This window comes from Streptomyces sp. NPDC005799 (assembly GCF_040630525.1).
Lineage (GTDB): Bacteria > Actinomycetota > Actinomycetes > Streptomycetales > Streptomycetaceae > Streptomyces > Streptomyces griseorubiginosus_B.
The window spans coordinates 1-19800 of the sequence record NZ_JBEXXQ010000053.1 but is presented as its reverse complement, the minus strand read 5'-3'; the positions used below and the strand labels follow the sequence as shown (position 1 = coordinate 19800).

Here is a 19800-nt window from a genome sequence, read left to right as displayed (position 1 = left end):
CTTCTGTTGTGCCGAACGCCAACGAAGACAACGCCCCTGCCCTGAAGCAGACCCCGTCCAGCACGCCGGAAGGGGCGCTGAGGGTCGCCCCTGTCGCAGACGACCTCGCCCGCCGCTTCCAGGCGGCCGGCTTCTCGCTCGCCCTCGTCGGCGGTTCGGTCCGGGACGCGCTGCTGGGACGGCTCGGCAACGACCTCGACTTCACTACCGACGCCCGCCCCGAGGACGTCCTCAAGATCGTCCGGCCCTGGGCGGACGCCGTGTGGGAGGTGGGTATCGCCTTCGGCACGGTCGGCGCGCAAAAAGACGGCTACCAGATCGAAGTCACGACCTACCGGTCCGAGGCGTACGACCGCACCTCGCGCAAGCCCGAGGTGTCGTACGGCGACTCGATCGAGGAAGATCTCGTCCGGCGGGACTTCACGGTGAACGCGATGGCTCTCGCGCTTCCCGAGCAGAAGTTCATCGATCCCCACGACGGACGCGCCGATCTCGCCGCCCGTGTGCTGCGCACCCCCGGCACCCCCGAGGACTCCTTCTCGGACGACCCGCTGCGGATGATGCGCGCGGCACGTTTCGCCGCTCAGCTCGACTTCGAGGTGGCTCCCGAGGTCGTGACGGCCATGAAGGAGATGGCGGGGCGGATCGAGATCGTCTCGGCGGAGCGAGTTCGGGACGAGCTCAACAAGCTGATCCTGTCCGACAATCCACGCAAGGGTCTGACCCTCCTGGTCGACACCGGCCTCGCCGACCACGTTCTGCCCGAGCTGCCGGCCCTGCGACTGGAGAGCGACGAGCACCACCGTCACAAGGACGTCTACGAGCACACGCTCATCGTCCTGGAACAGGCGATCGAGCTGGAGGAGAACGGTCCCGATCTCACCCTGCGCCTGTCGGCGCTCCTGCATGACATCGGAAAGCCGCGTACTCGCCGCTTCGAGAAGGACGGACGCGTCTCGTTCCACCACCACGAGGTGGTCGGGGCGAAGATGACCAAGAAGCGCATGACGGCGCTCAAGTACTCCAACGAACTGGTGAAGGACGTCTCACGTCTGGTCGAACTCCACCTGCGCTTCCACGGATACGGCACGGGTGAATGGACGGACTCCGCGGTCCGCCGCTATGTCCGTGACGCCGGCCCTCTCCTCGGCCGGCTCCACAAGCTGACCCGCTCGGACTGCACCACCCGGAACAAGCGGAAGGCGGCGGCACTGTCCCGCGCCTACGACGGTCTCGAGGAGCGCATCGCCCAACTCCAGGAGCAGGAGGAGCTGGACTCCATCCGCCCGGACCTGGACGGCAATCAGATCATGGAGATCCTGGGTGTCGCGCCGGGCCCGGTCATCGGCCGGGCCTATCGGCACATGCTGGAACTGCGGCTGGAGAACGGACCGATGGAACACGACACGGCGGTGGCCGCGCTCAAGGAGTGGTGGGCCGAGCAGAGCTGAGCCTCTGTGTGAAACGGCGGCATGTTTCACGTGAAACATGCCGCCGCCGGACATGCGACGGGGCGGTGTTTCACGTGAAACACCGCCCCATGGCTGCGCGTCCTTGTTACTTGTGGTCCTTCAGGCAGAGCAGGAAGTCACTGCCGTCGCCGGACTCGGTGTACGTGTACTGGAAGTCCTTGGCCGCGGCCTCGCACTTCGTCGACGCCGAGAGCTCGGTGGAGTACGAACCCTTCACCTTCGCCAGCACCACGTACTGGGCCTTCGACGAGCCGCAGTCGACCACCTCGAGGTCCGGGTTGGTGTCGGAGGTGCTGCCGCGGTGCATGCAGTCGCCGACCTTGGCGGTGTTCGCGTCGTCCTGGCTGGCTATGTAGCCCACGATGGCCGCGACGGCCACGACCGCGACGATGACGATGTTCTTGATCGCCTTGAAGCTCAGCTTACGGCGAGGCTGCGCCGGAACCGGGGCGTACGGCGCGGCCCCCGGCGGGGGGAACCCGGGCTGTCCGGTCTGACCCGGCTGCTGCGGATAGGCGGCGTGCGGCGGATACGGCGTCTGAGGCTGCGTCTGGCCGTAGGGCTGCTGGCCCTGAGCGAACGGGTTCTGGCCCTGAGGCGGAGTGGTCACGTGGGTGTCCCCCTGAAAGTGAATGAGCTGCGCACATAAGAGGCGCGTAAGACGCAGGTAAGTTACCGGCCGCCACTGACACTGCTGTGACTCAGATGGACTCTGTGGCCTTCATGTGACACTTACGGCGCTCAAAGTGGGCCATAGTCGCAGCAATTGCTCCGTAGGTAACGGCGACCGCGACGACCACGGTCGTGGAACGGCCGTCCGGTGGCAGCATCAGTGCGGCGACCGCGGCAGCGCCGACGAAGGCGATGTTGAACAGGACGTCGTAGACGGAGAAGATCCGCCCGCGGAAGCCGTCGTCGACGCGGGACTGCACGATCGTGTCCGTCGCGATCTTCGCTCCCTGCGTCGTCAGACCCAGGACGAACGTCGCGACGAGCATGGGGCCGACGGCGAACGGGAGCCCGAGGGCAGGCTCCAGAACCGCGGCACTCGCTGCGCATACGACGATCCAGCGGCCGGGGCCGAGCCGTCCAGCCGCCCAGGGCGTCACGACCGCGGCCGCGAAGAAGCCGGCTGCGGACGTCCCCAAGGCCAGTCCCAGCAGCCGCAGTCCGTCGTCCGCGTTCGAGGAGAAGGCGTATCGGCACAGCATCAGCAGCATGACCAGCAGGGCGCCGTAGCAGAACCGCATCAGCGTCATCGTGAGGAGCGCCCAGGCCGCCTCCCGGCGCGTTGGGGCGGTCAGGTGCCGTACCGCTGCCGCCAGGTCGCGAGCGGTGCCGGCGAGTGCTGTACCGAGGCGCGGCGGTAGCAACTCCTGGTCGGGCCCGAGCAGTCCGGGGGCCAGGCGCAGTGAGGCGAACGCCCCGCACAGGTAGAGCAGGGCGCCCAGCAGCACCACGGCGGCGTCCGAGTCGGCCACCACCAGCCGTACGACGAAGGCGAGACCTCCGCCGGCGGTCGCGGCGAGCGTCCCGGCGGTCGGCGACAGGGAGTTGGCCATCACGAGCCGCTCCTCGTCCACGACGCGGGGCAGTGCGGCGGACAGGCCCGCGAGGACGAAGCGGTTGACGGCGGTGACGCAGAGCGCGGAGGCGTAGAAGAGCCAGTCCGGGACGTGGGTGAGGATCAGAACGGCCGTGGCCGAGGCCATCAGGGCGCGCAGCAGGTTGCCGTAGAGGAAGACCTGGCGACGGCGCCAGCGGTCCAGGAGAACGCCCGCGAAGGGGCCGACCAAGGAGTACGGGAGCAGCAGGACCGCCATCGCGGAGGCGATCGCGGCGGCCGAGGTCTGCTTCTCCGGCGAGAAGACCACGTAGGCGGCCAGCGCGATCTGGTAGACCCCGTCGGCTCCCTGGGAGAGCAGTCGTACGGCGAGCAGTCGTCGGAAGTTCCGGAAGCGGAGCAGGACGCGCAGGTCGCGGACGACGGACATGGGGCACAGCCTCACATACGGGGAGGGTCCCCGGGCACGTGGCCCGGGGACCCTCTGGAGCCCTGGCAGGAGCGTTTTCAGTGCGTGGCGCTGCGAGCCGCTTAGCGCTCGACCTCACCCTTGATGAACTTCTCGACGTTCTCGCGGGCCTCGTCGTCGAAGTACTGGACCGGCGGGGACTTCATGAAGTAGCTGGAGGCCGACAGGATCGGGCCGCCGATGCCGCGGTCCTTGGCGATCTTCGCGGCGCGCAGGGCGTCGATGATGACCCCGGCGGAGTTCGGGGAGTCCCAGACCTCGAGCTTGTACTCCAGGTTCAGCGGGACGTCGCCGAACGCGCGGCCCTCGAGGCGGACGTAGGCCCACTTGCGGTCGTCGAGCCAGGCCACATAGTCGGACGGACCGATGTGGACGTTCTTCTCGCCGAGGTCCCGGTCGGGGATCTGGGAGGTGACGGCCTGGGTCTTGGAGATCTTCTTGGACTCGAGGCGGTCGCGCTCGAGCATGTTCTTGAAGTCCATGTTGCCGCCGACGTTCAGCTGCATCGTGCGGTCCAGAACGACGCCGCGGTCCTCGAACAGCTTCGCCATGACGCGGTGCGTGATGGTGGCGCCGACCTGCGACTTGATGTCGTCGCCGACGATCGGGACGCCCGCCTCGGTGAACTTGTCGGCCCACTCCTTTGTGCCGGCGATGAAGACCGGAAGGGCGTTGACGAAGGCGACCTTGGCGTCGATGGCGCACTGGGCGTAGAACTTCGCCGCGTCCTCGGAGCCGACGGGCAGGTAGCAGACGAGGACGTCGACCTGCTTCTTCTTGAGGACCTTGACGACGTCGACCGGCTCGGCCTCGGACTCCTCGATGGTCTCGCGGTAGTACTTGCCGAGGCCGTCGAGGGTGTGGCCGCGCCGGACCTTCACACCGGTGTTCGGTACGTCGCAGATCTTGATGGTGTTGTTCTCGGAGGCGCCGATGGCGTCCGCCAGGTCAAGGCCGACCTTCTTGGCGTCCACGTCGAACGCGGCGACGAACTCGATGTCCTTGACGTGGTAGTCACCGAACTGCACGTGCATCAGGCCGGGGACCTTCGACGCCGGGTCGGCGTCCTTGTAGTACTCGACTCCCTGCACCAGCGACGCGGCGCAGTTGCCCACGCCGACGATGGCTACGCGAACCGAACCCATTCCGGTTGCTCCCTGTGTGTACGAGTGAGGCCCTGACTGGGCGCTCACGTGGCGGTGTCGTCGGGCGTATCCGGCCCGGGGGTGTCCCCGGGCCGGGGCAGGACGCCCGGCGCTCCAGATGTGGTGTCGTGCCGAGCGGGCCCCCCGGAGGCAGGACCCTTGAGGTCCCGTCCGGCCCGCTCGCTCTCGATGAGCTCGTTCAGCCAGCGCACTTCGCGCTCCACGGACTCCATCCCGTGGCGCTGGAGCTCAAGCGTGTAGTCGTCGAGGCGCTCCCGGGTGCGGGCGAAGGAGACACGCATCTTCTCCAGGCGCTCCTCCAGCCGGCTGCGGCGGCCCTCCAGCACGCGCATGCGCACGTCGCGTGACGTCTGCCCGAAGAAGGCGAAGCGGGCGGCGAAGTGCTCGTCCTCGTACGCGTCGGGGCCCGTCTGCGACAGCAGCTCCTCGAAGTGCTCCTTGCCCTCCGCCGTCAACCTGTAGACGATCTTGGCGCGACGCCCTGCGAGTGGTGCGGCGAGGGCGTCCTCAGGAGCGTTGCCCGACTCCTCGGTCAACCAGCCGTTGGCGACCAGCGTCTTGAGGCAGGGGTACAGCGTCCCGTAGCTGAACGCGCGGAACACGCCCAGTGACGTGTTGAGCCGCTTGCGCAGCTCGTATCCGTGCATCGGGGACTCGCGGAGCAGGCCGAGGACGGCGAACTCGAGGATCCCGGACCTCCGGCTCATCCCCTCGCCTCCTCGCCTTTATCTCGCTCCGATGTATCGACTCGATACATCATGACGATAGAACGGCCTTCCGGATGGGACAAGTGGGGAGACGGTGAACGGGATCACACCACTTATTCATCCGAGGCAAGTTGTCTGGTTTAGGGCGAACTTGGGAACTCGGCGGGTTTTGACGGTGCGTAGTCTGTGCGCCATGCACACCACCGGGAACCGAGTGACGCGAGGGGGCGTCGTCGTCCTGGGTGCCGTACGGATGAATGCGGGATCGACCACATCCGTACTTCGGGGGGACCGGAAACCAGCTGCCGTTTCCAGGCGCGCACGGGTGCGCCTGCCCGAGGAGTAGTCGTTCGATGAGCGAGCACCGTCGCAAACCGCCGCAGCCGCAGGGAGGCGGACGTGCCGCGGCCCGACGCGGCCAGTCCGGCTCGTCCTCCGGCCGCCGTGCGGCACCGCGAGGCGCCACCGGGTCCCCGGCCGATTACGGGCTGGGCCAGGAGTTGGGTGGCGAGGAACGGTCGTACGAAGGCCGAGCCGACGCCCGCCGCGCCGCACAGAGAAACGCAGGGGGCCGCCGCAGAACGGCCGAGCCCGCCCGCGGAGGTCGACGCGGCGGACCCGCACCTGGGCGGGGACGGGCAGTCGGTCCTCCCCAGAAGCGGTTCATCGACTACCCGCGCGCGGGAAAGTACGGCGCCGCGCGCTGGGTGCCGTCCTGGAAGTTGGTGAGCGGGCTCTTCATCGGGTTCTTCGGCAGCCTGGTGGCCGCCGCGGGCATCGCCTACGCCATGGTGGGCGTTCCGGACCTCGCGAAGACGGCGACGGCCCAGAACAACGTCTTCTACTGGTCCGACGGCAGCGAGATGGTCGCCACGGGTGGCGAGATCAACCGTCAGAACGTCAACCTCTCGCAGATCCCCAAGGAGATGCAGTACGCCGTCATCTCCCAGGAGAACAAGACCTTCTACTCCGACAGCGGCGTCGACCCGAAGGGCATCGCGCGGGCCGTGTTCAACATGGCCAGGGGCGGTGAGACCCAGGGCGGCTCCACCATCACCCAGCAGTACGTGAAGAACGCGATGCTGAACGACCAGTCGCAGACCATCTCCCGCAAGCTCAAGGAGATCTTCGTCTCGATCAAGGTCGGCACCACGGTCTCCAAGGACGAGATCATGGCCGGGTATCTGAACTCCGCGTACTACGGGCGCGGGGCGTACGGCATCCAGGCGGCCGCGCGCGCCTACTTCAACAAGGACGCCGTCGACCTGAACCCCGGCGAGTGCGCCTTCCTGGCCGCGATGCTCAAGGGCGCCACGTACTACGACCCGGCCGGCGCGACGTCCCTCGACCCGTCCGCCACCCCTGAGGCGAACCAGAAGCGGGCCCTGGCCCAGATGCAGGACACCCTGAACAAGATGGTGCAGTACGGCCATCTGAGCGCCGCGGACCGGGCCAAGTACACCACCCTTCCCACCTGGCAGAACCCCCGCTCCAACAACAAGCTGAGCGGCCAGGTCGGCTACCTCGTCGACCTTGCCAAGGCGTACCTGGTCAACAACACCAAGATCACGGCCGATGACCTGCAGAAGGGCGGCTACTCGATCTACACGACCTTCGACAAGAAGAAGGTCAAGGAGCTCCAGACCTCGATCACGAAGGTCCAGAAGGCCAACATCAAGCCCAAGCAGCGCCCGAACACGGACACCCACGTCCAGTTCGGCGGCGCTTCCGTGGACCCGACCACCGGTGCCATCAAGGCGATCTACGGCGGTGAGGACGCGACCAAGCACTTCACCGACAACGCCGACCAGACCGGTGCCCAGATCGGCTCGACCATGAAGCCGTTGGTGCTCGCGGCGGCGATGCAGTGGGGTGTCCGGGACAAGAGCCTCGGCCCGGAGCAGGCACAGGACGAGCGGACCCAGGTCTCCCCCAAGAGTCTGTACAGCGGCAAGAACAAGCTGAAGATCAAGGACTACGACGGGACGGTCTGGAAGAACGAGAAGGGACAGGAGTGGCTGCAGACCAACGACGGCAACGAGTCGTACGGCAATCCGCCCAACTACCAGATCGACCTGCGCGAGGCGATGCGTGAGTCGGTGAACTCCGCCTATGTGCAGCTCGGCATGGACGTCGGCCTGGACAAGGTCAAGCAGGCGGCCATCCTGGCGGGGCTGAAGCAGAGCAGCCTGGCCGGCACCAGTTTCCCGTCCTTCTCCATCGGTATCTCCGACCCGAGCGCGATCCGCATGGCGGGCGCCTACGCCACCTTCGCGGCCAGCGGCCAGCAGCGTGATCCGTTCTCCGTCACCAAGGTCACCAGCAAGGACGGCACGGTCTTCACCCACACGGACAAGCCCAATGAGGCCTTCACTCCGGCCGTGGCCAACAACGTCACCGACGTGCTGAGGACCGTGGTCGACAAGGGCACGGGTACCGCCGCGCAGCTGCCGGGACGTGAGGTCGCAGGCAAGACCGGTACGACGGACGGCAACAAGTCAGCCTGGTTCATCGGCTACACCCCGCAGCTGTCCACGGCGATCACGATGTTCCGGTACAACGACGACGAGACCCAGAAGAACCGCACCTTCCTGGAGATGTACGGAACGGGTGGTCAGAAGAAGATCCACGGTGCGTCGTTCCCGGCGGAGATCTGGCACGATTACATGGCGGAGGCACTGGCGAACGAGCCGGCGAAGGACTTCCCGACGCCGGAGCCCATCGGTGAGGTCGTCAACGACGTGCCGAGCCCGACGCCCACTCCGACGGTCGAGAACACCCCGGAGTCGAGCCCGACCCCGAGCCCGACCCCCAGCCAGACGCTGACCAGTCCGAGTCCCTCGCCGAGCCAGACCTGCCGGTTCAGCTGGCAGTGCACGGACACCGGCGGCACCAACACTGGCGGCACGGACGGAGGCGTGACCTCGACGCCGACGGCGACGGACACCTCCGGGACCGGCAACAGCCGAGGCAACGGCAATGGAGGCCTGTTCGGAGGCGGGGGCGGCTAGCCGTCAAAACGCCCAGTAAGGGTGTTTCACGTGAAACATGCACATGTTTCACGTGAAACAAGGGCCGCCGCACCTGAGAGGGTGGGGCGGCCCTCGGCGTATTCCCAGACATGTACGGCAGGATGTGCGACATGCCCAGCGCAGAATCGACGCAAGCGAGCGTGCACGGAGCGGACCTGGTGCGGCCGACCAAGGAGGACAAGGTCGCCACGGCCGGCAGCGAGCTGATCGGCGGCCCCCTCGGGCGGCGCGCCCTGCTCGGGACGTCCTGGTGGACCCCCGTCCGGGTCGTCGCGCTCGTCGCGATCGGCATGTTCGCCCTCGGAATGATCCAGAAGGCGCCCTGCTACAACAGCGCCTGGTTCTTCGGCGCCAGCTCCCAGTACACGAAGGCCTGTTACTCGGACATCCCGCACCTCTACCAGGGACGCGGATTCGCCGACGGGCTCGTGCCGTACTTCGACAAGCTTCCCGGCGACATGCCGTACCTCGAATACCCGGTGCTGACCGGCGTGTTCATGGAGGTGGCCGCCTGGCTCACACCCGGCAGCGGCAGCATCCAGGACCAGGAACAGTGGTACTGGATGGTCAACGCCGGGATGCTCATGGTGTGCGCGGCGGTCATCGTGGTCTGCGTGGCCCGCACACATGCGCGCCGCCCCTGGGACGGTCTGCTGGTCGCTCTGGCGCCCGCCTTCGCGCTCACCGCCACTATCAACTGGGACCTCCTGGCGGTCGCTCTGACGGCCGCGGCGATGCTGATGTGGTCCCGGAGTCGCCCCGTCGCCTTCGGCGTCCTCCTGGGCCTTGCCACGGCCGCCAAGCTCTATCCCGTGTTCCTGCTGGGGCCGCTGTTTCTGCTGTGCTGGCGCGCCGGCAAGTGGAAGGACTTCGGGAAGGCGTTGGCAGGCGCGGTCGTCTCCTGGTTCGTGGTGAACATCCCGGTGATGCTCTTCGCCTGGGACGGCTGGGTGCAGTTCTACAAGTTCAGCCATGACCGGGGCGTCGACTTCGGATCCTTCTGGCTGATCATGGCCCAGCACTCGACCAGCCCGCTCTCCACCGACACGGTCAACAACCTGGCCACGTCACTGGTGGTGCTCGGCTGCATCGGCATCGCGGTGCTCACGATGACCGCTCCCCGCCGCCCGCGCTTCGCTCAGCTGGCATTCCTGATCGTCGCGGTCTTCATCGTCACCAACAAGGTCTACTCGCCGCAGTACGTCCTGTGGCTCGTCCCGCTGGCGGTGCTGGCCCGGCCCAAGTGGCGGGACTTTCTCATCTGGCAGGCGTGCGAGGTCGTGTACTACCTCGGGATCTGGATGTACCTCGCGTACACGACCAGCGGGAACGCCCACAAGGGACTGCCCGAGGTCGGCTACCAGTGGGCCATCGCCGTCCACATCCTGGGGACGCTCTTCCTGTGCGCCGTCGTCGTGCGCGACATCCTCATGCCGGAACGGGACCCGGTACGCCGGTCCGGTGACGACGACCCCTCAGGAGGCGTACTCGACGGGGCGGAGGACGTCTTCGCCCTGGGAGCCGCCGCCCATCCTCCGCAGCACGGGGCCCACTTCGACGGGCCGCAGGTGGAGTGGGGCAGTCACGGCGCCACACCCCCGAGGGACGGTTCGCTCTGAGCGAACAGGACGCAGAAGGCCCACGCCAAAGGCCGTACACGGAGTGCTCGTGTACGGCCTTTCGGCTGCTCCGGCCTGTGGCTCAGCGATCGACGATGCGGTCGAACTGCGTGGTGGTGTGCCGTAGATGGGCCACCAGCTCCTCGCCGACCTTGGGCTCGGGCGCGTCCGACGGAACGAAGAGGATGGAGACCTGCATGTGCGGCGGCTCCGCGAACCACCGCTGTTTGCCGCCCCAGACGAACGGCGAAAGGTTCCGGTTCACCGTGGCGAGACCGGCCCGGGCGACGCCCTTGGCGCGCGGCATGACGCCGTGCAGCGCCTTCGGGGCCTCCAGGCCCACCCCGTGCGACGTACCGCCCGCCACGACCACCAGGAAGCCGTCCGAGGCCGCCTTCTGCTGGCGGTAGCCGAAACGGTCCCCCTTGGCCACGCGCGTGACGTCCAGGACCGCTCCGCGGTACTCGGTGGCCTCATGGTCCCCCAGCCACAACCGGGTGCCGATCCGGGCGCGGAAGCGGGTCTGCGGGAACTGCTGCTGCAGACGGTGGAGTTCCTCGGCTTTGAGGTGGCTGACGAACATCGTGTGCAGCGGCAGCCGGGCCGCCCGCAGCTGGTCCATCCAGCCGATGACCTCCTCGACGGCGTCCGAGCCGTCCGTGCGGTCCAGCGGCAGGTGGATGGCGAAGCCTTCGAGGCGCACATTCTCTATGGCGGCGTGCAGTTGAGGGAGGTCCTGGGCGCTGATGCCGTGGCGCTTCATCGAGGACATCACCTCGATCACCACCCGGGCGCCCACGAGGCCGTACACGCCGTCGATGGACGACACCGAGCGGATGACCCGGTCCGGCAGCGGCACGGGCTCCTCGCCACGCCGGTACGGCGTCAGCACCAGCAGGTCACCACCGAAGAAGTCCTTGATGCGCGCGGCCTCGTACGTGGTGCCCACGGCGAGGACGTCGGACCCCAGCCGCGTGGCCTCCTCCGCCAGCCGCTCGTGCCCGAACCCGTAGCCGTTGCCCTTGCAGACCGGGACGAGACCCGGGAACTGCTCCTGCACGTGCTTGTGGTGCGCCCGCCAGCGCGCGGTGTCGACGTAGAGCGTGAGCGCCATGGCCGGACCTGGAACCTTTCTGGTCGCTGCGGTGTATCAGAGGTATGGGAGCTATTGAAGCGAAGAACGCTACGTCAGCGACGCGACATGTAGATGTCGAGCGCCTTGTGGAGCAGCTTGTTGAGCGGGAAGTCCCACTCACCGAGGTACTCGGCCGCCTGGCCGCCCGTGCCGACCTTGAACTGGATGAGGCCGAAGAGGTGGTCGGTCTCGTCCAGCGAGTCGGAGATGCCCCGCAGGTCGTAGACGGTCGCGCCGAGCGCGTAGGCGTCGCGCAGCATCCGCCACTGCATCGCGTTCGAGGGCCGGACCTCACGGCCGATGTTGTCGGAGGCACCATAGGAGTACCAGACGTGGCCGCCGACGATCAGCATGGTCGCGGCCGAGAGGTTCACGCCGTTGTGGCGGGCGAAGTACAGCCGCATGCGGTTGGGGTCCTCGGTGTTGAGGGCCGTCCACATGCGCTGGAAGTACGACAGCGGGCGGGGCCGGAAGTGGTCGCGCACAGCGGTGATCTCGTACAGCCGCTGCCATTCCTCGAGATCGTGATAGCCGCCCTGGACGACCTCGACGCCGGCCTTCTCGGCCTTCTTGATGTTGCGGCGCCACAGCTGGTTGAAGTTCTTGTGGACCTCTTCCAGGGAGCGGTTGGCCAGCGGCACCTGGAAGACGTAGCGCGGCTGTACGTCACCGAAGCCGGCGCCGCCGTCCTCGCCCTGCTGCCAGCCCATGCGGCGCAGCTTGTCCGCCACCTCGAAGGCGCGCGGCTCGATGAAGTCGGCCTCGATGTCGCGCAGCCGCTTCACGTCCGGGTTCTGGATCCCCTGCTTGATGGAGTTCGCGTCCCAGCGTCGGATGATCACCGGCGGGCCCATCTTCACCGAGAAGGCGCCCTGGTGCTTGAGGTGCGCCAGCATCGGTTCCAGCCACTCGGTCAGATTTGGCGCGAACCAGTTGATGACCGGGCCCTCGGGAAGATAGGCGAGATAACGCTTGATCTTGGGCAGCTGGCGGTAGAGGACGAGGCCCGCGCCGACGAGTTCACCGGTCCGCTCGTCGAACCAGCCGAGGCTCTCGGAGCGCCACTCCGCCTTGACGTCAGCCCAGGCCGGAACCTGCATGTGGCTCGCCGACGGCAGGCTCTGGATGTACGCCAGATGCTGCTCGCGACTGATCGTCCTCAGGGTCAGGCTCATTCGGGGCGCTCCTCGGGCTGGTGTGTCCCCATGGGTACAGGGGCTCCGGCTCTCGCGCCGAAGCCTACTGCGCCTTGCGCGCGCCCCGGCTGGGCGTACGGAACCCTCGCCCCGGCTCATGGGCCGCCGAGGCGTTCCGCGGTGCTTTGTATCAAGTTGGGAGAACGGTGTCCCTGGCTTCAGATGACCCCGCCGAAGAGGCCGCCGTGCGCCATGCCGAGGAAGAAGCCGACTCCGGAGGCGCCGAGGCCCAGGATCAGGCCGAAGCGCTCGCGGGTCGTCTCCGAGATCCACTGTCCGTAGGCGCCGGTGAGGATGCCCACCAGACCGGTCCAGGAGCTGAGCAGGTGCAGGTTGTCGAAGAAGCAGGTCACGAACGCGATCACGCCGAGCACCAGGGTCACCGCGAGCAGCGTGTCCTGGAGCGGGTGGGACTTGCCGTCCGTGGCGAAAAGGCCTTCGGCGGTGTTGGGTCGCAATGCCTGTGCCATGGGGCACCTCCTGCGAAAGGCGGCGCATCGTAGCGCCATACACACCCGATGTGTACAGACTGACGGTCCCCCGGGCCGGATTTCAACCGGAAGCCGGTGTGCGGGTAGTCTGTACCGTCTGCATTGGTGTCTGCCCAGGCCAGCTCGGGTAAACCGCGAGGTCACCCCTGATTGTCAGTGGCGGCCGATACCGTTGCGTACGCATCACAACCCTCCTGCCACGGAACGACCGTGGCCGCTGAGTCCAAAGGAGGTGGGTTCCACATGCGTCACTACGAGGTGATGGTCATCCTCGACCCCGATCTGGAGGAGCGCGCTGTCGCCCCCCTGATCGAGAACTTCCTCTCCGTCGTCCGTGAGGGCAACGGCAAGGTCGAGAAGGTCGACACCTGGGGCCGTCGTCGTCTCTCGTACGAGATCAAGAAGAAGCCCGAGGGCATCTACTCGGTCATCGACCTGCAGGCCGAGCCTGCGGTCGTCAAGGAGCTCGACCGCCAGATGAACCTGAACGAGTCGGTCCTCCGGACCAAGGTCCTCCGTCCCGAGACCCACTGAGCTCTCCCGCTCAGCCGGATCCCGGGATTCGAGTAGCAGCACAAGCAGCCAGCAGCAAACCCGCCGAGAGGTTCCCCCATGGCAGGCGAGACCGTCATCACGGTCGTCGGCAACCTTGTCGATGACCCCGAGCTGCGCTTCACCCCTTCCGGTGCGGCGGTCGCGAAGTTCCGTGTCGCGTCCACCCCCCGCACCTTCGACCGTCAGACGAACGAGTGGAAGGACGGCGAGAGCCTGTTCCTGACCTGCTCCGTCTGGCGTCAGGCGGCGGAGAACGTCGCCGAGTCGCTCCAGCGAGGCATGCGCGTCATCGTGCAGGGCCGGCTGAAGCAGCGGTCCTACGAGGACCGTGAGGGCGTCAAGCGCACGGTCTACGAACTGGACGTCGAGGAAGTCGGCGCCAGCCTGCGCAATGCCACGGCCAAGGTCACCAAGACCGCCGGCCGCAGTGGGCAGGGTCAGGGCGGTTACGGCGGCGGTGGCGGCCAGGGTGGCGGCGGCTGGGGCGGCGGCCCCGGTGGCGGCCAGCAGGGCGGCGGCGCTCCTGCCGACGACCCGTGGGCGACCGGTGCTCCCGCCGGTGGCAACCAGGGCGGCGGTGGCGGCTGGGGTGGAAACTCCGGCGGCGGCGGTGGCGGCTACTCGGACGAGCCCCCCTTCTAGGCCTCGGGCCGGAGGGCGGGTCGTACCCAAACTTCTTGATCACACAGGAGAAACACCATGGCGAAGCCGCCTGTGCGCAAGCCGAAGAAAAAGGTCTGCGCTTTCTGCAAGGACAAGGTCACGTACGTGGACTACAAGGACACGAACATGCTGCGGAAGTTCATTTCCGACCGCGGCAAGATCCGTGCCCGCCGCGTGACCGGCAACTGCACGCAGCACCAGCGTGACGTCGCCACGGCCGTGAAGAACAGCCGTGAGATGGCGCTGCTGCCCTACACCTCCACTGCGCGATAAGGGAAGGGTGACCGACACATGAAGATCATCCTCACCCACGAGGTCTCCGGCCTCGGTGCCGCGGGCGACGTCGTCGACGTCAAGGACGGTTACGCTCGCAACTACCTGATCCCGCGGAAGTTCGCTATCCGCTGGACCAAGGGTGGCGAGAAGGACGTCGAGCAGATCCGTCGTGCTCGCAAGATCCACGAGATCCAGACCATCGAGCAGGCCAACCAGGTGAAGGCCCAGCTCGAGGGTGTCAGGGTCCGTCTGGCCGTTCGCTCCGGCGACGCCGGTCGTCTCTTCGGTTCCGTCACCCCGGCCGACATCGCTTCCGCGATCAAGGCTTCCGGTGGCCCCGATGTCGACAAGCGCCGCATCGAGCTGGGCGCGCCGATCAAGACGCTGGGCGCCCACGAGACGTCCGTGCGTCTGCACCCCGAGGTTGCCGCCAAGGTCAACATCGAGGTCGTCGCGGCCTGACGCCGTGCTCGGCTGAGTAGCTGAGAGAGGGGTCGCCCCGGTCGGGCGGCCCCTCTTCGCGTCCGTGTTCGTGTTCAGGTTGGGTGTCGCGGTCGCTGAGGCAGCGCTGGGCTCGCGATGTTTCACGTGAAACGGGCAAACGGTGAGCCTGACCCGCTGCTCAACGGGTCGCGCCGGTCACCAGCCAACGGCCCGAGCGAGCACGGAGCCACAGGGTCAGCATCCGTACGGCCATCATCAACGTCATCGCTGCCCACAGGGCCGTCAGCCCGCCGCCCAGCGTGGGCACGAGGAGCGCCACCGGGGCGAACACCGCAAGGGTGGTCAGCATCGCTCCCGCCAGATAGGGGCCGTCTCCCGCGCCCATCAGCACACCGTCCAGGACGAAGACGATCCCGCAGATCGGTTGTGAGAGGGCGACGATCACCAGAGCCGGCAGAGCGGCGTCCCTGACGGCAGGGTCGTTCGTGAACAGCGGCAGGAACACCGGTCGTGCGATCACGACCAACGCTCCGAGGACGATGCCCACGGCGATGCCCCACTCCACCATGCGCCGACACGCCTGACGGGCTCCCCGGGCATCCTCGGCACCGAGGTAGCGGCCGATGATGGCCTGTCCCGCGATGGCGATCGCGTCGAGGGCGAAGGCCAGGAGGCTCCACAGGGAGAGGACGATCTGGTGGGCCGCGATGTCCGCGTCGCCGAGCCGGGCGGCGACCGCAGTGGCGATCATCAGGATGGCCCGCAGGGAAAGGGTCCGGACCAGCAACGGCACGCCGGCTTGAGCCGAAGCCCTGATTCCGCCCAGGTCGGGACGCAAGGAGGCGCCGTGTCGGCGGGCGCCCCGGACGACTACCGTGAGGTAGACCGCCGCCATGCCGCACTGCGCGGTGACGGTTCCCCAGGCGGAGCCCGCGATGCCGAGGCCGGCGCCGTAGACAAGGCCCGCGTTGAGGCCGGCGTTGGCGACGAAGCCCGCGACGGCGACATAAAGAGGAGTCTTCGTGTTCTGCAGGCCGCGCAGCACACCGGTCGCGGCCAGGACGACGAGCATGGCCGGGATGCCGAGAGCCGAGATGCGCAGATAGGTGGACCCGTAAGGGGCGGCAGTGTCGGAGGCGCCGAAGAGGTTCACCAGGGCCGGCGCGGTGGGCAGCACGGCCGCGATGACGGCGGCACCCAGAAGCAGAGCCAGCCAGATTCCATCCATGCCCTGCCGTATGGCGGCCTGGAGGTCGCCGGCGCCGACGCGCCGGGCCACGGCGGCCGTGGTGGCGTAGGCGAGGAAGACGAAGACGCTGACCGCTGTCGTCAGCAGGGCCGAGGCGACGCCGAGTCCGGCGAGTTGGGCGGTGCCCAGATGGCCGACGATCGCACTGTCGGCCATGACGAACAGGGGCTCGGCGACGAGTGCGCCGAAGGCCGGCACGGCCAGCGCGACGATCTCTCGGTCGTGCTGTCGCCTGGTGGCCTGGGGAGTCGCGGGAGCCTGTGTCATGAGCATCAATCTAATCGTCCACAGGTAAGAGATGCAAAGCTTTTGTGACCCTTACCTCTCGGTTCGCCGTGCACTCTTTCGCGCGCAGTTCGAAGCGATCTTGGTCTGACTGGGGAAGTTTTTCTTCTGCACAGCCGGTGGACGGGAAAGGTGCAGGTCAGACGCCGCTTCATGGAAGGTGGCAGAGCTTGTTCACAGGCCTGTCCACCGCGTCGTGCACAGGTTTTGCGGAGTTCTCCACAGCATCCGGGCCGTCGTCCACATGGCCTGTGGATAACCAGATTGGCTGACGGTGCCCGCGGGCCTACGGTGGTCCGGCGCCCGCTCCGTTCGTCGGCTGGGAAACCCTCCCAAACCTGACGCGCCACAACCGGAGTTGGGCCTCTCATTTGTCAGTGCCGTGCCGTAGAACTTAGGGCATGGCTAGGTCCGCTCTGCGGACGGGAGGAGGTGGCTCGGTGAGTATTTCCGAGCCCTTGGACGATCCGTGGGCCGACAGCGGGCCTAGCGATCGTCTGCCCGCCTCCCGCCGACGTGGCGACGGAGGCCGGGGCCGTGACGAGCAGCACGACCGAGGCCGCGACAACGGCTCGTGGGACGGCGGGGGAACGTCCTTCGAGCGCGTGCCGCCGCAGGACCTCGACGCCGAGCAGTCCGTTCTCGGCGGCATGCTCCTGTCCAAGGACGCCATCGCCGACGTCGTCGAGATCCTCAAGGGACACGACTTCTACAAGCCGGCCCACGAGACGATCTTCCAGGCCATCCTCGACGTCTACGCCAAGGGCGAGCCCGCCGACCCCATCACGATCGCCGCGGAGCTCACCAAGCGCGGTGAGATCAACAAGGTCGGCGGGGCCTCGTATCTCCACACCCTCGTCCAGACGGTGCCGACGGCGGCCAACGCCGAGTACTACGCGGAGATCGTCCACGAGCGCGCCGTGCTGCGCCGGCTGGTCGAGGCGGGCACGCGGATCACCCAGATGGGATACGCGGCCGACGACGACGTCGACGAGATCGTTAACCGGGCCCAGGCCGAGATCTACGCGGTCACCGAGCAGCGCACCAGCGAGGACTACCTGCCGCTCGGCGACATCATGGAAGGCGCGCTCGACGAGATCGAGGCGATCGGCTCCCGCAGCGGCGAGATGACGGGTGTGCCCACCGGGTTCACCGATTTCGACTCGCTCACCAACGGCCTGCATCCCGGGCAGATGATCGTCATCGCCGCGCGTCCCGCCATGGGTAAGTCCACGCTCGCGCTGGACTTCGCCCGGGCCGCCTCCATCAAGCACAATCTGCCGAGCGTCATCTTCTCCCTCGAGATGGGGCGCAACGAGATCGCGATGCGTCTGCTCTCCGCAGAGGCCCGGGTCGCCCTGCACCACATGCGCTCCGGGACGATGACCGACGAGGACTGGACTCGCCTGGCCCGCAGGATGCCCGACGTCTCCGCCGCACCGCTGTTCATCGACGACTCCCCGAACCTGTCGATGATGGAGATCCGCGCCAAGTGCCGCCGCCTCAAGCAGCGCAACGACATCCGCCTGGTCGTCATCGACTACCTCCAGCTGATGCAGTCGGGCGGCTCCAAGCGCGCCGAGAACCGTCAGCAGGAGGTCTCGGACATGTCCCGTAACCTCAAGCTGCTCGCCAAGGAACTGGAGGTCCCGGTGATCGCGTTGTCCCAGCTCAACCGTGGTCCCGAGCAGCGCACCGACAAGAAGCCGATGGTCTCCGACCTTCGTGAGTCCGGCTCCATCGAGCAGGACGCCGACATGGTCATCCTGCTGCATCGCGAGGACGCCTACGAGAAGGAGTCGCCGCGCGCGGGCGAGGCCGACCTGATCGTGGCCAAGCACCGTAACGGCCCGACGGCGACGATCACGGTCGCCTTCCAGGGCCACTACTCGCGCTTCGTGGACATGGCGCAGACCTGATCCGCCCGCCCGGACCTCCCAGGGGCAAATGAACTCGACGGCCGAGTGTCCCCCGGGATGGACTGGGGGCATGACGACTTCTCAGGAAGAGCTGCTTCCCGGTACCCGTCGGGCGCTGCTGCACCGCATCGCCGTGGCCCAGACCGAAGGGCGTGCGCCGTCGCTGGTCGCGGCGGTCGTCCGGGGCGGGCGGACGGTGTGGCACGGGGCGCGGACCTCGCTGGACGGACACGGCCCGGACGAGAACGTGCAGTACCGCATCGGCTCGATCACCAAGACGTTCACGGCTGTCCTTGTGCTGCGGCTGCGCGACGAGGAACTCCTCGATCTGGGAGACGCCCTGGAGAAACACCTGCCGGGCACGGGCGCGGGGGAGGCCACGATCGCCGACCTCCTCGCCCACACCGGCGGACTGGCGGCCGAGTCGCCGGGCCCGTGGTGGGAGCGCACCCCGGGATCGCTGCGCCCCGAACTCGCCGACGTCCTGGGCGAGCAGCTCCAGCTGCATCCGGTCGGTCGCCGCTTCCACTACTCCAACCCGGGCTACACCGTGCTCGGCGCGCTCATCGAGAAGCTGCGTGGAGCCCCTTGGGAGGAGGTGCTGCGGCGTGAAGTGCTCGAGCCCCTGGGGCTCGACGGCACGAGCGCCCACCCGCGGGCGCCCCACGCGGGTGGCTGGGCGGTGCACCCCTGGGCTGACGTCCTGTTGCCCGAACCCAGCGAGAACCTCGGGCGGATGGCCTCAGCGGGCCAACTCTGGTCAACCACAGCTGACTTGGCACGGTTCGCCGTGTTCCTGGCGCAGGGGGACGAGCGGGTCCTGAGTGCCGAGTCGGTGCGGGAGATGCGGACACCCGCGGCGCCGGTGGAGGCGGCGGACGTGGCTGACGGGGCCTCGTACGGGCTCGGGCTGCAGATCCAGCACCGGCACGGCCGGCTGCTCATCGGGCACTCCGGTTCACTGCCCGGCTTTCTCGCGAACCTGACCATCGGCATCGACGACGATGTCGCCTCGGTGGTGCTGGCCAACTGCACCTCCGGGCCGCCGCTGTCCACTGTCGGCGCCGATCTCGTGCGTATCGTCGCCGAGGCCGAGCCGCGCATCCCGGAGCCGTGGCGTCCTCTGCCCGAAGTCGACGCAGCTGTAATGGAGTTGCTCGGGCCCTGGTACTGGGGGACGTATGCGTTCGCGCTGCGGTTGACGTCCGGCGGGAGTGTGGCGCTGGAGCCGTTGTCCGGCTCGGGCCGCCGTTCGCGGTTCCGGGCGAACGGTGACGGCACCTGGACCGGACTTGAGGGCTACTACGCCGGAGAGCTTCTGAGGGCCGTACGACGGCCTGACGGGACCGTGAGTCATCTGGACCTCGGGTCGTTCGTGTTCACGCGTCAGCCGTACGACGAGGAGGCTCCTGTGCCGGGTGGGGTGGACCCCGACGGCTGGCGGGGGATCGGTTGAGCACCGAAGCACCCGCGGGCGTGGGGGTTTTAGGGTTACAAGTCGGCCCCGGGGGGGTGGCTGAGCCGGGGGGGGGGGCCCCCGGGTTGAGAGGAGGGGGGT

Annotated in this window: 17 protein-coding genes; 9 read left to right on the top strand and 8 right to left on the bottom strand. The window is 67.7% G+C overall.

What is annotated here, in order from left to right; all coding sequences use genetic code 11:
• Positions 1-41 precede the first annotated feature (41 nt).
• On the top strand, positions 42-1451 hold the full coding sequence (locus ABZ453_RS38605; RefSeq protein ID WP_359022810.1) for a CCA tRNA nucleotidyltransferase: 1410 nt from the start codon (positions 42-44) through the stop codon (positions 1449-1451).
• A gap of 106 nt (positions 1452-1557) precedes the next feature.
• Here the strand turns inward: ABZ453_RS38605 and ABZ453_RS38600 are convergent, their stop codons facing one another.
• The 4 genes from ABZ453_RS38600 to ABZ453_RS38585 form a co-directional block, all read right to left on the bottom strand.
• Positions 1558-2082, bottom strand: a complete 525-nt coding sequence (locus ABZ453_RS38600) for a hypothetical protein (protein WP_359022725.1) — start codon at positions 2080-2082, stop codon at positions 1558-1560.
• A gap of 91 nt (positions 2083-2173) precedes the next feature.
• Entirely contained in the window at positions 2174-3466 is a 1293-nt protein-coding gene (locus ABZ453_RS38595) for an MFS transporter (RefSeq protein ID WP_359022723.1), read from the bottom strand.
• 101 nt (positions 3467-3567) lie between these two features.
• The gene (locus ABZ453_RS38590) at positions 3568-4650 is read right to left on the bottom strand and encodes an inositol-3-phosphate synthase (RefSeq protein ID WP_359022721.1); all 1083 of its coding nucleotides are present in this window, start codon (positions 4648-4650) and stop codon (positions 3568-3570) included.
• A 44-nt stretch (positions 4651-4694) separates the two neighbouring features.
• Entirely contained in the window at positions 4695-5378 is a 684-nt protein-coding gene (locus ABZ453_RS38585; RefSeq protein WP_359022719.1) for a helix-turn-helix transcriptional regulator, read from the bottom strand.
• 353 nt (positions 5379-5731) lie between these two features.
• Here ABZ453_RS38585 and ABZ453_RS38580 point away from each other — a divergent pair, with 353 nt between their 5' ends.
• Together ABZ453_RS38580 and ABZ453_RS38575 are read left to right on the top strand one after the other, a co-directional pair.
• Complete coding sequence (locus ABZ453_RS38580) at positions 5732-8389, top strand: transglycosylase domain-containing protein (RefSeq protein WP_359022717.1); 2658 nt, start codon at positions 5732-5734, stop codon at positions 8387-8389.
• 131 nt (positions 8390-8520) lie between these two features.
• A complete protein-coding gene (locus tag ABZ453_RS38575; protein ID WP_359022715.1) occupies positions 8521-10029 on the top strand; it encodes a glycosyltransferase 87 family protein in 1509 nt (502 codons plus the stop codon).
• Positions 10030-10111: 82 nt separating this feature from the next.
• Here the strand turns inward: ABZ453_RS38575 and ABZ453_RS38570 are convergent, their stop codons facing one another.
• The 3 genes from ABZ453_RS38570 to ABZ453_RS38560 all read right to left on the bottom strand — a co-directional run bounded on the left by ABZ453_RS38570 (position 10112) and on the right by ABZ453_RS38560 (position 12830).
• The gene (locus ABZ453_RS38570; RefSeq protein WP_208780357.1) at positions 10112-11143 is read right to left on the bottom strand and encodes an alanine racemase; all 1032 of its coding nucleotides are present in this window, start codon (positions 11141-11143) and stop codon (positions 10112-10114) included.
• 74 nt (positions 11144-11217) lie between these two features.
• On the bottom strand, positions 11218-12339 hold the full coding sequence (gene femX / locus ABZ453_RS38565) for a peptidoglycan bridge formation glycyltransferase FemX (protein ID WP_133048339.1): 1122 nt from the start codon (positions 12337-12339) through the stop codon (positions 11218-11220).
• Positions 12340-12518: 179 nt separating this feature from the next.
• The gene (locus ABZ453_RS38560; RefSeq protein WP_359022712.1) at positions 12519-12830 is read right to left on the bottom strand and encodes a hypothetical protein; all 312 of its coding nucleotides are present in this window, start codon (positions 12828-12830) and stop codon (positions 12519-12521) included.
• A 264-nt stretch (positions 12831-13094) separates the two neighbouring features.
• On the opposite strand from ABZ453_RS38560, the gene rpsF reads away from it, so the two are divergent.
• The 4 genes from rpsF (at position 13095) to rplI (ending at position 14807) form a co-directional block, all read left to right on the top strand.
• Positions 13095-13385 (top strand): 30S ribosomal protein S6, encoded by a 291-nt coding sequence (gene rpsF, locus ABZ453_RS38555; protein WP_005482942.1) that lies wholly within the window; start codon positions 13095-13097, stop codon positions 13383-13385.
• A 78-nt stretch (positions 13386-13463) separates the two neighbouring features.
• Positions 13464-14048, top strand: a complete 585-nt coding sequence (locus ABZ453_RS38550) for a single-stranded DNA-binding protein (RefSeq protein WP_359022710.1) — start codon at positions 13464-13466, stop codon at positions 14046-14048.
• 57 nt (positions 14049-14105) lie between these two features.
• Positions 14106-14342, top strand: coding sequence for a 30S ribosomal protein S18 (rpsR, locus tag ABZ453_RS38545; protein WP_003949403.1), 237 nt, complete (start codon positions 14106-14108; stop codon positions 14340-14342).
• A gap of 18 nt (positions 14343-14360) precedes the next feature.
• Positions 14361-14807, top strand: a complete 447-nt coding sequence (gene rplI, locus ABZ453_RS38540) for a 50S ribosomal protein L9 (RefSeq protein ID WP_359022708.1) — start codon at positions 14361-14363, stop codon at positions 14805-14807.
• 160 nt (positions 14808-14967) lie between these two features.
• Here rplI and ABZ453_RS38535 read toward each other — a convergent pair whose 3' ends face one another.
• Positions 14968-16305 carry an MATE family efflux transporter gene (locus tag ABZ453_RS38535; protein ID WP_359022706.1) on the bottom strand — a complete coding sequence of 446 codons (1338 nt, stop codon included), beginning with the start codon at positions 16303-16305 and terminating at the stop codon, positions 14968-14970.
• A gap of 458 nt (positions 16306-16763) precedes the next feature.
• Between ABZ453_RS38535 and dnaB the strand changes: the two genes are divergently transcribed.
• Positions 16764-18242, top strand: coding sequence for a replicative DNA helicase (gene dnaB, locus ABZ453_RS38530; protein WP_359022704.1), 1479 nt, complete (start codon positions 16764-16766; stop codon positions 18240-18242).
• A gap of 70 nt (positions 18243-18312) precedes the next feature.
• A complete protein-coding gene (locus ABZ453_RS38525) occupies positions 18313-19698 on the top strand; it encodes a serine hydrolase domain-containing protein (protein ID WP_359022702.1) in 1386 nt (461 codons plus the stop codon).
• The last annotated feature ends 102 nt before the right edge of the window (positions 19699-19800 follow it).

What these genes read in the sequence shown, in the direction of transcription:
- ABZ453_RS38595 (WP_359022723.1), bottom strand. Translation starts at nt 3,466, where the DNA reads ATGTCCGTCGTCCGCGACCTGCGCGTCCTGCTCCGCTTCCGGAACTTC.
- ABZ453_RS38590 (WP_359022721.1), bottom strand. Translation starts at nt 4,650, where the DNA reads ATGGGTTCGGTTCGCGTAGCCATCGTCGGCGTGGGCAACTGCGCCGCG.
- ABZ453_RS38585 (WP_359022719.1), bottom strand. Translation starts at nt 5,378, where the DNA reads ATGAGCCGGAGGTCCGGGATCCTCGAGTTCGCCGTCCTCGGCCTGCTC.
- ABZ453_RS38580 (WP_359022717.1), top strand. Translation starts at nt 5,732, where the DNA reads ATGAGCGAGCACCGTCGCAAACCGCCGCAGCCGCAGGGAGGCGGACGT.
- ABZ453_RS38575 (WP_359022715.1), top strand. Translation starts at nt 8,521, where the DNA reads ATGCCCAGCGCAGAATCGACGCAAGCGAGCGTGCACGGAGCGGACCTG.
- ABZ453_RS38570 (WP_208780357.1), bottom strand. Translation starts at nt 11,143, where the DNA reads ATGGCGCTCACGCTCTACGTCGACACCGCGCGCTGGCGGGCGCACCAC.
- femX (WP_133048339.1), bottom strand. Translation starts at nt 12,339, where the DNA reads ATGAGCCTGACCCTGAGGACGATCAGTCGCGAGCAGCATCTGGCGTAC.
- ABZ453_RS38560 (WP_359022712.1), bottom strand. Translation starts at nt 12,830, where the DNA reads ATGGCACAGGCATTGCGACCCAACACCGCCGAAGGCCTTTTCGCCACG.
- rpsF (WP_005482942.1), top strand. Translation starts at nt 13,095, where the DNA reads ATGCGTCACTACGAGGTGATGGTCATCCTCGACCCCGATCTGGAGGAG.
- ABZ453_RS38550 (WP_359022710.1), top strand. Translation starts at nt 13,464, where the DNA reads ATGGCAGGCGAGACCGTCATCACGGTCGTCGGCAACCTTGTCGATGAC.
- rpsR (WP_003949403.1), top strand. Translation starts at nt 14,106, where the DNA reads ATGGCGAAGCCGCCTGTGCGCAAGCCGAAGAAAAAGGTCTGCGCTTTC.
- rplI (WP_359022708.1), top strand. Translation starts at nt 14,361, where the DNA reads ATGAAGATCATCCTCACCCACGAGGTCTCCGGCCTCGGTGCCGCGGGC.
- ABZ453_RS38535 (WP_359022706.1), bottom strand. Translation starts at nt 16,305, where the DNA reads ATGACACAGGCTCCCGCGACTCCCCAGGCCACCAGGCGACAGCACGAC.
- ABZ453_RS38525 (WP_359022702.1), top strand. Translation starts at nt 18,313, where the DNA reads ATGACGACTTCTCAGGAAGAGCTGCTTCCCGGTACCCGTCGGGCGCTG.